Source organism: Micromonospora sp. MH33, from assembly GCF_003013775.1.
Lineage (GTDB): Bacteria > Actinomycetota > Actinomycetes > Mycobacteriales > Micromonosporaceae > Micromonospora > Micromonospora fulviviridis.
Genome location: NZ_MUYZ01000213.1, coordinates 1 through 12,266, shown reverse-complemented (window position 1 = coordinate 12,266; position 12,266 = coordinate 1). Strand labels below are relative to the sequence as shown.

Sequence of the window (12,266 nt, the reverse complement as noted above, 5' to 3'; positions counted from 1 at the left end):
CTCGACCGCGCCCGCGCGGGGCTCGCAGACCCGCAGGCGGCGGAGCTGGAGGACCGGTCGGGCGGTGCGGCGGCGTATCGGGCCGACCCGGCGGGCGGCGCGGGTCAGCTCGGCGGCCGCTCGGGCGGCGGCCTCGGGGAGGCAGACCGGTGCGCCGCCCGCGCCGCCTCGGGGGTCGCGGTCACCAGGGCGGCCGGTGGCGGGCCGGCGGAGCGCCCCGGCCCGGTCGGCGCCGGCCGAATGTCGGCGGCCCGCCCGGTGGACCGATCGGTGGAGCGACCGGCACGGCGGGTCGGGCGGTCGGCGGCCCTGCCGGCGGGACGGTCGGGGTCCCGACGTGCCTCGAAGAGGTCGAGCGCGAGCTGGTCGACGCTGCCCCAGGCTTCGCCCCAGGCGGGGTCCTGGTCGGTGCAGGGCGGGTCGAGCGGCGGGGCGGGCCGGAGCCGGACCGGGGGACGCGGTGCCAGCGGGCGGCGGGTGTCGACCATCCTCAACCCCTGTTCCTTGCGTTTGCCTTCGTTTGCCTCCGACAGTTCCTCATTCTCGGGCAGGGCAACGCCGACCGTCAATGCCCCTGCGCCACCGTGGGGTCACTCCGTGTCGCGCTCGGTGAGTGGATTGCCGCGCACCCACTCGGCGGTCTCGGCGTACTTGCGCTCGATGTACTCCTCCAGCCGTGCACGCTCGACCCGCCACTGGCCCCGGCCGCCGATCTTGATAGCGGGCAGCTCGCCGCTGCGCACCATGTGGTAGACCTGCGAGTCCGAGACGTTCAGCTCGGCGGCCACGTCGGACAGCAGCAGGAACCTCGGCTCCACGATGACTCCCGGAGTTGGCTTCGTTTGCCTCAGTTTGCCATCAGTAGCGCGGCCGCCCCAGGCCCGCCACGGTGAATCCCGCCGGGGGACACACCGGCGTGGAACTTCTCCCTGGCGGGTGCGGGGTGTATGACGGTCACGGCGTACGGCATGATCGGCGCCCGGAGCCGGCGTCCGCCGGCCGGGGCCTGACGGCGGGGAGAGACCGGTGACCGACGAGCTTGTCCGGGTGTACGTGCCGGCGACCGTCCCCATGCTGGCCCGGCTGCGCGAGGAGGGCCTGGCCGGCGGGGAGGCGCACGCGGTCACCCCGGAGCTGCGGGAGTGGTACGCCGAGGGCGACGAGGAGGAGCTGGAGTACGTCGCCTTCACCCGCGCCGCCCAGGAAGCGCTGCTGCTGCTCCGGGCCGATCCGGGCGCGCCCCGGCGGCGGGTCGTCGTCTCGGTGGACCTGCCGGCGCGCGCGGTCGGCCGGACCGGTGGCGAGCTGGGGTCCAGCGTGGTGCGCCTCTCCGGACCGGTGCCGGTGAAGTCCGTCGCCGCGATCCACGTGGACGGCGCGGAGGCGGCCGAGGACGTGGCCGCCGCCGCCGAGGTGGTGGCGGAGGCACAGGCCGGCGACCCGGACGCCCAGTTCACCGTCGACGGGGCCGAGGACCACGAGCTGGAGTGGTACGACGTGACCGAGCTGGACCTGCTGCTGCGCGAGGTTTCCTGACGCCCGCGGGCCTCAGGAGTCGGACTCGTCCTCGTCCTCGACGGCACGCGGGCCGAGGGTGCGGCCGAACAGGATGAGCGCGGTGAGCGCGCCCACGAAGAGCACCCAGATGCCGTTGTCCACCCGCGAGGTGCCGAGCGCCGTCTGCGCCACCTGGTCCGCCTCGCTGAGCGCGGCGGCCAGGTCGAGCAGCCCACGCCCGCCGACCCGGATGATCACCTCGGTGAGCAGCAGGAGCAGGCCCGCGCCGGCCCCGGCCACCAGGTACCCCGGCCAGCGCAGCTCCGCGGCGACGCCGTCCCGCCGCTCGGCGCGGCGGCGGGCCCAGGCCAGGTAGAGGTACGCCACCAGGCCGGCGATCAGCCCGGCGAGGAGGGACTCCGTCCGGGACACCCACTTCGCGGCGTCGAGCATCGACTCCTGGGTGTCCCCGGCGCCGAACAGGTCGGAGAGCGGGTCCCGGGCGCGGCTGAACAGCACCACGAAGACCTGCGCGGCGAGCGTGGCGGCGGCCAGCCCGCCGACCACCCGGGCGTTGCGCGCCCCGGCCATCGCCCCGCCGATGATCGCCGCCGCGGCCGTGGTGCCGGCGATGGTGTTGGTGGTCGCGTTGTCGGCGTACGTCAGGTTGACGGCCACGGCGGCGGCGAGCCCGACCAGCAGGCCGGCGCCGACGGCCGCGAGGAAGCGCAGGGTGGCCCGGCCCAGCCGGTTGGTCGCCGCCAGGGCGACCGCGGCGCCGGCCACCAGCGCGGCGGTGATCACGCCGGGCAGGGCGTACGCGGAGAGGCTGATCGCGGTGACCCCGGCCGCGGCCGAGGTGATCGCCGCCCGGGTGGACCAGAGCATGGCGGCCAGCCAGCCGAGCGACAGCACGGCCAGCGCCAGGGCGCCGGGCGCGTGTGCGAGGCGGCTCCCGGCGTGCGCAGCCCCGACGGTCTCGTCCGAGGGGAAGGTGGCCGGCGTCCCGGCCCTCTGCTCGGTGGCGGGCTGGTCCGGCTCCGCGGCCGTGGAGCTGCCGGGCTGCTTGCTCATCGTCTCCCTCTCGACGGACGCCGGATCGGCCGCGACGGCCGGGCAGGTCACCGGTCATCCAGCGTACGCGGCCTTCCCGGTCCCCCTCCGGACCCGGCTGTCCGGTCCTGTCGATCTTGGCTGGGGGCCGGTGCTCGCTGATCGCCTGGCGATGGATCGCAGGCGAGCGGTGAGGCGGACCGACGATTCGTCGGGGGCGGGCGGCTTGTCGCCTACGGTCCGGTGTGCGGTGGTGCGTCCGGGTGCGCCGACGAAGGCGGCCCGAACAGGGGCGGTGGAGGTGGGGCCGGGCCCCTCGCATGGAAGAATTGGCCGAGGTCCCGCCGCCGCGACCGGTCCGCCGCGGTGCCCGGCACCCGGCCGCCCGGCCGGCGCCCGCGGGTCCGATTTCGCCACCGCCGTCGAGATCGCACAGGAGCCTGTGATGGACGCCGTGTTCTCCGTACCCGAGCCGCGCAACGAGCCGGTCCACACCTACGAGCCCGGCAGCGCCGAGCGGGAGCGGCTCCGGCGGCGGCTGGCCGAACTGGCCGCCGAGCGGATCGACCTGCCGATGACCATCGCCGGCGAGCAGCGGATGGCCGCCGGCGACCCGATCGACGTGGTCCAGCCACACAAGCACGCCCACGTGCTGGGCGTGACCGGCCACGCCACCCACGACGACGCCCGCGCCGCCGTCAAGGCCGCCAAGGACGCCGCGCCGATGTGGCGGGCGCTGCCGTTCGAGGAGCGTGCCGCGATCTTCCTGCGCGCCGCCGAACTGCTCTCCGGGCCCTGGCGGGACACCCTCAACGCGGCCACCATGCTCGGCCAGTCCAAGACCGTGGTCCAGGCCGAGATCGACGCGGCCTGCGAGCTGATCGACTTCCTCCGGTTCAACGTCTACTTCGCCCGCAAGCTCCTGGCCGAGCAGCCGATGTCCTCGCCCGGCGTGTGGAACCGCTTCGACCACCGGCCCCTGGAGGGCTTCGTCTACGCGGTCACCCCGTTCAACTTCACCGCGATCGCCGGCAACCTGCCCTCGGCGCCGGCCCTGCTCGGCAACACCGTGGTCTGGAAGCCGGGCCCGACCCAGCAGTTCGCCGCCCACTTCACCATGCGGCTGTTCGAGGCGGCCGGCCTGCCGCCCGGCGTGATCAACATGGTCACCGGGCGCGGCGAGGAGGTCTCCGACGTCGTGCTCGCCGACCCGGATCTCGCCGGCATCCACTTCACCGGGTCCACCAAGGTCTTCCAGCACCTGTGGAAGACCGTGGGCGACAACATCGCCCGCTACCGGGGCTACCCCCGGCTGGTCGGCGAGACCGGCGGCAAGGACTTCGTGGTGGCGCACACCAGCGCCGACGTGGACGCCCTGCACACCGCGCTGATCCGGGGCGCCTACGAGTACCAGGGCCAGAAGTGCTCGGCCGCCTCGCGGGCGTACATCCCCCGGTCGATCTGGGAGGGCGGGCTGCGCGACCGGCTGGCCGCCACCGCCGACTCGCTCACCTACGGCGACGTCACCGACTTCAGCAACTTCGGCGGCGCCGTGATCGACGACAAGGCGTTCGGCCGGCACACCGCCGCCCTGGAGCTGATCAAGGGTGACGACAGCTGCAAGGTCCTGGCCGGTGGCACCGCCGACGACTCGGTCGGCTACTTCGTCCGGCCGACCCTCTTCGAGTGCTCGGACGCCGCGCATGAGACCTTCACCACCGAGTACTTCGGTCCGATCCTCGGCGTGCACGTCTTCGACGACGCCCGCTTCGACGAGGTGGTCCACCAGGCCGAGTCGATCGCGCCGTACGCGCTGACCGGGTCGATCTTCGCGACCGACCGCCGGGTGGTCGACCAGGTGGCGGAGAAGATGCGGTACGCGGCCGGCAACTTCTACATCAACGACAAGCCGACCGGCGCGGTGGTCGGGCAGCAGCCGTTCGGCGGCGCCCGGGCCAGCGGCACCAACGACAAGGCGGGCTCCTGGCACAACCTGGTCCGCTGGATGTCGCCGCGGACGATCAAGGAGACGTTCGTCCCGCCGACGGACCACGGCTACCCGCACATGGGCTGACCTGCCTGACGGTCGCCGGTGCGCACCCAGCGTCACCGGCGACCGGCCGGCCGGCCGGGGGAGGGCCCGGACGTCCCCGGCGGACTGTCGTCGGCCGACAGTGCACATCGGACGACCCAACGGGTGGCGAAAACGGCAAATCCTGGACGCCAGGTCCGACAAAGTGGCAGCTTAGAGGGCATGGCGGAATCCGGAGTCAACCCGACGGCGGCGGCCCTGCTGGGCCTGCTGCACGACGGCCCGATGACAGGCGGCCAACTGATGGCCGCCGCTGAGCGCCGGCTGGCGCCGTACTGGTCGATGACCCGCAGCCAGGTCTACCGGGAGCTTCCCGTCCTGGCCGAGAAGGGTCTGGTGCGGCTCGGCAAGCCCGGGCCGCGGTTGAGTCAGCCGTACGCGATCACGGCGGCCGGGAAACGGACATTCTCCCGCTGGCTGGCGGAGAACCCCGGGCGGGACACCATCCGTAACCCGATAGCGCTACGGATCGCCTTCGGCAACCTGCACTCGGCGAGCCAGCTCAAGAACCTGTACGCCTCGGCGAACGAGTACCACACCGAGGCCCTGGCGGCGGTGCGCGAGCAGGTCAAGAACGCCAAGAAGGAAGGCGACGACTACGACGCCAGCGCGCTCGAGTTCGCCGTCGCCTACCACCGGGCCGCGCTGTCCTGGCTCAAGAGCGCCCCGGTCGGCTGACCACCTGCGCCGGACCGGCCAGCATAGGCAGTAGGCTTGTCTGTCGTGACCGCTGCCGATTACGCCGAACAGCTCAAGGAACTCGACGCCACCCTGCGCAACATCGAGGCGGTGCTCGACGTCGACAAGCTGCGCGAGCAGAAGGCCCGCCTGGAGCAGGAGGCCTCCGCGCCGGACCTGTGGGACGACCAGGCCAAGGCGCAGCAGGTGACCTCGCAGCTGTCGTACGTCAACGGCGAGATCTCCAAGCTCGGCACCCTCCGCTCCCGCCTCGACGACGCCGGGGTGCTGCTGGAACTGGCCCAGGCCGAGTCCGACCCCGGCACCCTGGCCGAGGTCGAGTCGGAGATCACCGGGCTGACCAAGGCCATCCAGGAGATGGAGGTCCGCACCCTGCTCTCCGGCGAGTACGACTCCCGGGAGGCGCTGGTCGCCATCCGGGCCGGCGCCGGCGGCGTGGACGCGGCGGACTTCGCCGAGATGCTGCTCCGGATGTACCTGCGCTGGGCCGAGCGGCACGGCTACCCGACGGAGGTCTACGAGACCTCGTACGCCGAGGAGGCGGGCCTCAAGTCGGCCACCTTCACGGTCAAGGTGCCCTACGCCTTCGGCACGCTCAGCGTGGAGTCCGGCACCCACCGGCTGGTCCGGATCAGCCCGTTCGACAACCAGGGCCGCCGGCAGACCAGCTTCGCCGGCGTCGAGGTGCTGCCGGTGGTGGAGCAGACCGACCACATCGAGATTCCCGAGAACGAGATGCGGATCGACGTCTACCGCTCCTCCGGCCCGGGCGGGCAGAGCGTCAACACCACCGACTCGGCGGTCCGGATCACCCACATCCCGACCGGCATCGTGGTCACCTGCCAGAACGAGAAGTCCCAGTTGCAGAACAAGGCCTCCGCGCAGCGGGTGCTCCAGGCCCGGCTGCTGGAGCGCAAGCGGCAGGAGGAGCAGGCCAAGCTCCAGGGCCTGAAGACCGACGCCGCCGGCTCCTGGGGCGACCAGATGCGCTCGTACGTTCTGCACCCTTATCAGATGGTGAAGGATCTGCGGACCGAGCAGGAGACGGGCAATCCGTCCGCGGTCTTCGACGGCGAGCTGGACAGCTTCATCGAGGCCGGTATCCGCTGGCGGAAGCAGCAGCAGCTGACCGCTGACGGTGCGTGATCGATCTCGGACGGAGCGCGTCGTCGATCTCTGTCTGAGCGGCTGAATCGACGACGCGACTCGCTTCGGAGGGGCGGGGGGCTTGGCTCTCCGGTTACACCGCGTAGACTCTCGACCCGTGATTCAGCTTGAGCAAGTGACGAAGACGTACCCGAAGGCGTCCCGGCCTTCGCTCGACAACGTGTCCGTCTCGATCGAGAAGGGCGAGTTCGTCTTCTTCATCGGTCCATCCGGCTCCGGCAAGTCCACGATCATCAAGCTGCTGCTGCACGAGGTCACCCCCAACAAGGGGCGGGTCGTCGTCAACGGCAAGGACGTCACGTCGATGCGCTCCTGGAAGCGACCCCACTTCCGGCGTTCCATCGGCTGCGTCTTCCAGGACTTCCGGCTCCTGCCGAACCGCACCGCCTACGAGAACGTGGCGTTCGCGCTGGAGGTGATCGGCAAGACCAAGGCGGTCGCCCGCCGGGTCGTACCGGAGGTGCTGGAGCTGGTCGGGCTCGGTGGGAAGGAGCACCGCTACCCCCACGAGCTGTCCGGTGGTGAGCAGCAGCGGGTCGCGGTGGCCCGGGCGTTCGTGAACCGGCCGCTGATCCTCCTGGCGGACGAGCCCACCGGAAACCTGGACCCGGACACCTCGATCGAGATCATGCGCCTGCTGGACCGGATCAACCGCACCGGCACGACCGTCGTGATGGTCACGCACGACTCCAACATCGTGAACCAGATGCGTCGCCGCGTCATCGAGATCGAGAGCGGCCGCATCGTGCGCGACCAGGCCCGCGGCGTCTACGGCTGAGCCGCTGACGACCCGCAGACCCTGACGACGAACACCTCACGCCGGAGAGCCGGAGGAATATCCCGATGCGGATGAAGTACGTCCTGTCCGAGGTACTGGTCGGACTGTGGCGCAACGTCACCATGACCCTCGCCATGATCATCACCATGGCGGTGTCGCTGTTCATGCTGGGCGGCAGCGGCCTTCTGTACCAGAAGGTCGGCGACATGAAGGACCTCTACTACGAGAACGTCCAGGTCTCGATCTTCCTGAAGACCGACGTCAACGAGCAGCAGCGGACCGACCTCGAGACCAAGCTCAAGGCCGACCCGATGATCAAGGAAGTCACGTACGTCAACAAGGACGAGGCGTACAAGCGCTTCCAGCAGATGTACGCCGACGCGCCCGATCTGGTGAACGCGGTCAAGCCCGACCAGCTGCCCGAGTCGTTCCGGCTCACGCTGGTCAACCCGGAGCAGTACAAGAAGATCTACGACGAGTACAAGACCTCCGAGGGCATCGACACGATCGTCGACCAGAGCAAGCTGCTCGACAAGGTCTTCGGCGTGCTCAGCGGCTTCCAGAACGGCGCGCTGGTCATCGCGATCGTGATGGCGATGGCCGCCCTGCTGCTGGTCGCCAACACCATCCAGGTGGCCGCGTACAGCAAGCGGCGTGAGGTCGCGGTCATGAAGCTCGTCGGCGCCTCCAACTGGTTCATCCAGGCGCCGTTCGTGCTGGAGGCGGTGGTCGCCGGTCTGATCGGCTCGATCCTCGGTCTCGTCGCGCTGATCGCCCTGAAGACACTCGCGGCGGGGAGCTCGATGGCGGCCCTGGAGGGCCTGATCACCCCGATCTCCTGGTCCGAGATCTTCCTGACGTTCCCGCTGATGGCCGCCGTCGGTGGCCTGGTCAGCGCGGTGACCGCCTGGGTCACGCTCCGCTTCTACCTGCGGGTCTAGTTGTCGGTACGGCTCTCCGAGGGCCCTCCCGCGCCGGAAATAATCGGCGCGGGAGGGTCCTTGTCATTGGGTAGCATGATCTCGCTCCGCGGCCGGTGGCTGGCCGCGGACGGACCGGGAAGGGGGTGGCGCCGATGCCACGGGAAAAGGGTCGCAAGGTGGTCGCCTCCAACAAGAAGGCGCGGCACGACTACGCCATCCTCGACACGTACGAGGCGGGCATGTCGCTGACCGGCACCGAGGTCAAGTCGCTGCGGGCCGGGCGGGCGTCGCTGGTCGATGCGTTCGCCCAGGAACGTGACGGCGAGCTCTACCTGCACGGCATGCACATTCCGGAGTACACCCAGGGCACCTGGACCAATCACGAGCCCCGGCGTACCCGGAAGCTGCTGCTCAAGCGGCTGGAGATCGACCGACTGCTCGGCAAGACCAAGGAGAGCGGTCTCACCATGGTGCCGTTGCAGGTCTACTTCTCCGACGGCTGGGCGAAGGTGGAGATCGGCCTGGCCCGGGGTAAGAAGTCGTACGACAAGCGCCAGGACCTGGCCAAGCGGGACGCCGACCGGGAGATCGCCCGGGTGGTGGGCCGGCGCGGCAAGGGCATGAGTGAGTGAAACTTCCGGTTTGTCCGGGTGCCGGCTTCCGGCCGGCCTCGGAATGAATCCGGTTGCGCCAGGCGTTAGGCTTGGTGTTGCTGCCGACAGGGGCAGCCCGTCGAGGGGGTGACTGGTTTCGACTTCGTACGTTGCGGCAGGGGAAGCGAGCCGAGGAAGCCGACGTCGTCTCGAGAATCGTTCGTCGGAAACCAATAAGCGCCAAGAACAATCGCGCTGACTTCGCTCTCGCCGCCTGAGGCGAGTAGCAAGTCTGTCGGCCTGGGAGCGCCTTCGACCCAGTTAGCCGGCATCAGCTAGAAGGCTGGCCAACCGGACCCGGTCGCGGGGTCCGTGCGGCGAGATCAATCAGCGACTGGGCCCGTCACACCGACTCGCTCGCGTGATCGGAGGGGCCGAGTAGAGGCATAGCGAGCTGCGCTCGGAGAAGCCCTGACAAGGCGGCGAAGGACCCGGGTTCGATTCCCGGCACCTCCACCACCTGACCTGTGCGCCCCGGTCCACCGGACCGGGGCGCACAGTCGTCTCCGGGCCCGTTGGGCTCCAGGCTGCCGCCTGTGACGAACGAGCGGATCCGACTCTCCGACGGCGCGGCGTCCGGCCAGCGGGCCGGGTGGCGCGTGCCCGCCCTGATCGCCCGGGACCGGAACACCGGGCGGCGCGTCACCATCCCGCCGCGGGGCCCGGGGCTGGGCAGCCTGCCCCCGGACGAGCTGCGGGCGCTCGCCGACGCGATCGCCGTGGGCCGGCCGGACCAGGGCCGGGGACGCGGACGCGGACGCGCACGCCCTCGCCGGCCGGCTGCGCAGCATGGCGGGCAATCCGCTGGGGCTGTAGGGGCCGCTGTGACCGCCGGGGCGGAAGGGGCAGATGAGGTGACCGCCCCTCCTGGACAGGTCGGGTGCTCGGGTCCACCATCGCTGTACGCGGTAGCGCAGCAGCGCGGGAGGTGCCATGGTCACCAATCCGATTCAGCAGCCGTCCACCGTCACCGCCGTGCCCTCGCCCCGGCCGGCGCTCCCCGGCGACGTGCGTGGCCTCGCCCGGGCACTCGCCGCGGCACCGGCGGAGCCGCGCTGGCGGGAGCACCTGATCGGCCGCCTCGGCCCGGTCCGGCAGGGCTTCGCCGAGCACGTCCGGGTCACCGAGGGGCCGGCCGGCCTCTACGCCGAACTGCTCCACCAGGCGCCCCGGCTCGACCGGGGCGTACGCCTGCTGGCCGGCGAGCACGCCGCCATCGCCGCGGCGATCGCCGCGCTCCAGCACGCGGTACGGCTCCCCGCGGTGCCCGCCGAGGAGCTGCGGGAGCAGGCCCGGAACCTGTTGCGGGCGCTCGACCGGCACCGGCAGCGCGGCGCGAACCTGCTCTGGGAGGCGTACCAGGCCGACCTGGGCGGGGAGGACTGACCCGGGAACCGGCCGGGGGAGCGCCGCGTCCAACCGGTATGCATCGCTACCTCGCCCTGCTCGGGCTGCCGCTCTTGGTCCTGGCCGGCTGCGCCGCGCCCGGCGCCGACCCTGCCGGCCCGCCGGCCGCCGACCCGAGCGGTCCGTCGGTCTCCGGCCCCGACCACCGCTGGGAGGCGTTCGGCCAGCGGGCCACCGAGGTGGCCGACGCGTGGCGCCCCGGGCCCGCCTGGCGCACCGGGTACGTCCCGCTCGACGAGGCCACCGTGCTGACCGGCGACCCCGGCTTCACCGACGAGACGAAGCAGGCCTTCCTCAACGGCTGGTACCGGGACCAGATCGACCTGCCGGCCGCCCGGCCCGCCGACGGGACGATCCGCTTCCCGGACGGCACGCTTCGGGTCCCGCTGGTCAGCGCCGCCGAGGCGTACGCCCAGCTGGACCAGGGCGACCCGCCGCCCTGCGACGGGCGGCCGATGGCCCCGGCGCCGCGGCCCAAGGGTGGCCCGACCGTCGAGCCCGGCCCGGACGGGCCGGTCGCCACCCAGGCGGCCACCGCGTGCGTGCCGTTGACCGTCACCGGGGTGAAGCTGGGCACCGCGCCGGTGCGGACCAGCCGGGGCGAGGCCACCGTGCCGGCCTGGCTGTTCACCGTGGAGGGGCTCCGGGCGAGGGTGGCCCGCCTCGCCGTCGCGCCGAGTGCGGTCGGCACCGCACCGGAGGGAACCGCGCCGAGCCGCCCGGTGGACGACGGGATCGTGGCGGCCCAGGACCTGCTGGCGGTGACCGGCAACCGGGTCGACTACCGGGTCGGGACGGGCGCCTGCGACGGGGAGCCCACGCCGCTCGTGCTGGAACGGGACGACGTGGTGGTGCTCGGCGGCGGGGTGGTCCGCTCGACCGGACCGTGCACGATGCAGCTCGTGATGAAGCCGGTGAGCGTCACGCTCAAGGCGCCCCTCGGCGACCGGCCGGTGCTCGACGTGGCCAGCGGCACCCCGCTCCTCGTACGCCGCTAGAGGAGCCGCGGCACGTCGGTGCTGATCGGCACCGGCAGCACGGTCGGCCGGTCGGCCGCGAGCGCGGCGGCCAGCGCCGGGCCGAGCCGGTCCGGCGACTCCACCACCTCGGCCGCGCAGCCGTAGCCGCGGGCCACCGCCGTGACGTCCAGCCCGGGCAGGTCCAGCGCCGGCACCCCGGGCGTGTGCTTCAGCTCGGCGAACGCCTTGAGGATCGCGTACTGCCGGTTGACCGGAACCACGACGGCGAGCGGCAGGCCGAGCTGCGCGGCGGTCCACAGCGCCTGCACCGAGTAGTGGAACGAGCCGTCGCCGACCACCGCGACCACCGGCCGGCCCCGGCCGGTGTCCCGCTCGGCCAGCGCGATGCCCACGGCCGCCGGCAGGCCGAACCCCAGGCCGCCGCTGGCCATCGTGAAGTAGGACCGGGGCCGGTCGATCCGCAGCCGGCGGCGCAGCGCGGCCAGGTTGGACGGTGACTCCTGCACCAGCACCCCGTCGGCCGGCCACTGCCCGGCCAGCGCCGCGAAGACGGCGTCGGCGCTCGGCGGGTCGGTGGCCTCCGGCGGGGCTGGGGCGTCCCGGGCCGGCGGCGGGGGCCGGTCCGCCTGCGGCAGCAGCTCCACCAGCCCGGTCATGGCCAGCCCGGCGTCGCCGAGCAGGCTCTCCCCGACCGGGGCGCGGGCCGCCTCGTCCGGGTCGTCGGTGACGTGCAGCAGTTGGGTGTCGGCGGGCAGGTAGTCGCCCGGCACGTGCGGGTAGTAGCGGAACACCGGCGCGCCGACCACCAGCACCGTGTCGTGGCCGCGCAACGCCTCGGCCAGCGGGCCGATCGCGTACGGCAGGACGCCCCGGAACTGCGGGTGGCCCTCGGGGAAGACGGCCCGCTCCGGCGCCGGGGCGGCCCAGACCGGGGCGGCCAGCCGTTCGGCCAGCGCCACGGCGGCCGGCCAGGCGTCGGCCCGGTCCACCGCCGCGCCGAGCACCAGCGCCGGAGCG

General features: G+C 72.4%; 13 protein-coding genes and 1 other RNA gene. 10 read left to right on the top strand and 4 right to left on the bottom strand.

The window, feature by feature from the left end; genetic code table 11:
- Nucleotides 1-104 precede the first annotated feature (104 nt).
- Nucleotides 105-494: a hypothetical protein gene (locus tag B0E53_RS25790; protein WP_246835588.1), complete on the bottom strand. Its 390-nt coding sequence runs from the start codon at nt 492-494 to the stop codon at nt 105-107.
- 96 nt (nt 495-590) lie between these two features.
- Complete coding sequence (locus tag B0E53_RS25785) at nt 591-821, bottom strand: helix-turn-helix domain-containing protein (protein ID WP_210406210.1); 231 nt, start codon at nt 819-821, stop codon at nt 591-593.
- Between the two features lie 205 nt (nt 822-1,026).
- Here B0E53_RS25785 and B0E53_RS25780 point away from each other — a divergent pair, with 205 nt between their 5' ends.
- Nucleotides 1,027-1,536, top strand: coding sequence for a hypothetical protein (locus tag B0E53_RS25780; RefSeq protein ID WP_107078406.1), 510 nt, complete (start codon nt 1,027-1,029; stop codon nt 1,534-1,536).
- Nucleotides 1,537-1,548: 12 nt separating this feature from the next.
- On the opposite strand, the gene B0E53_RS25775 is transcribed toward B0E53_RS25780, so the two are convergent.
- On the bottom strand, nt 1,549-2,571 hold the full coding sequence (locus B0E53_RS25775) for a hypothetical protein (protein WP_107078409.1): 1,023 nt from the start codon (nt 2,569-2,571) through the stop codon (nt 1,549-1,551).
- A gap of 424 nt (nt 2,572-2,995) precedes the next feature.
- On the opposite strand from B0E53_RS25775, the gene pruA reads away from it, so the two are divergent.
- The 9 genes from pruA (at nt 2,996) to B0E53_RS25730 (ending at nt 11,267) form a co-directional block, all read left to right on the top strand.
- Nucleotides 2,996-4,624: an L-glutamate gamma-semialdehyde dehydrogenase gene (gene pruA, locus B0E53_RS25770; protein ID WP_107078405.1), complete on the top strand. Its 1,629-nt coding sequence runs from the start codon at nt 2,996-2,998 to the stop codon at nt 4,622-4,624.
- A gap of 180 nt (nt 4,625-4,804) precedes the next feature.
- Entirely contained in the window at nt 4,805-5,320 is a 516-nt protein-coding gene (locus tag B0E53_RS25765; protein WP_107078404.1) for a PadR family transcriptional regulator, read from the top strand.
- Nucleotides 5,321-5,365: 45 nt separating this feature from the next.
- Entirely contained in the window at nt 5,366-6,487 is a 1,122-nt protein-coding gene (gene prfB, locus B0E53_RS25760; protein WP_107078403.1) for a peptide chain release factor 2, read from the top strand.
- 118 nt (nt 6,488-6,605) lie between these two features.
- Nucleotides 6,606-7,286, top strand: a complete 681-nt coding sequence (gene ftsE, locus B0E53_RS25755) for a cell division ATP-binding protein FtsE (protein WP_013284225.1) — start codon at nt 6,606-6,608, stop codon at nt 7,284-7,286.
- Nucleotides 7,287-7,351: 65 nt separating this feature from the next.
- Nucleotides 7,352-8,227, top strand: coding sequence for a permease-like cell division protein FtsX (gene ftsX / locus B0E53_RS25750; RefSeq protein ID WP_107078402.1), 876 nt, complete (start codon nt 7,352-7,354; stop codon nt 8,225-8,227).
- A 134-nt stretch (nt 8,228-8,361) separates the two neighbouring features.
- On the top strand, nt 8,362-8,841 hold the full coding sequence (smpB, locus tag B0E53_RS25745; RefSeq protein WP_107078408.1) for an SsrA-binding protein SmpB: 480 nt from the start codon (nt 8,362-8,364) through the stop codon (nt 8,839-8,841).
- Nucleotides 8,842-8,945: 104 nt separating this feature from the next.
- Nucleotides 8,946-9,321, top strand: a transfer-messenger RNA (tmRNA) gene (gene ssrA, locus B0E53_RS25740).
- Nucleotides 9,322-9,795: 474 nt separating this feature from the next.
- Nucleotides 9,796-10,248 (top strand): hypothetical protein, encoded by a 453-nt coding sequence (locus B0E53_RS25735; protein ID WP_107078401.1) that lies wholly within the window; start codon nt 9,796-9,798, stop codon nt 10,246-10,248.
- A 38-nt stretch (nt 10,249-10,286) separates the two neighbouring features.
- The gene (locus B0E53_RS25730; protein ID WP_107078400.1) at nt 10,287-11,267 is read left to right on the top strand and encodes a hypothetical protein; all 981 of its coding nucleotides are present in this window, start codon (nt 10,287-10,289) and stop codon (nt 11,265-11,267) included.
- On the opposite strand, the gene B0E53_RS25725 is transcribed toward B0E53_RS25730, so the two are convergent.
- Nucleotides 11,264-12,266 (bottom strand): thiamine pyrophosphate-dependent enzyme (locus tag B0E53_RS25725; RefSeq protein ID WP_246835587.1); only part of this gene is annotated, 1,003 nt, incomplete at its 5' end. The two genes, B0E53_RS25730 and B0E53_RS25725, sit on opposite strands and share 4 nt — an antisense overlap.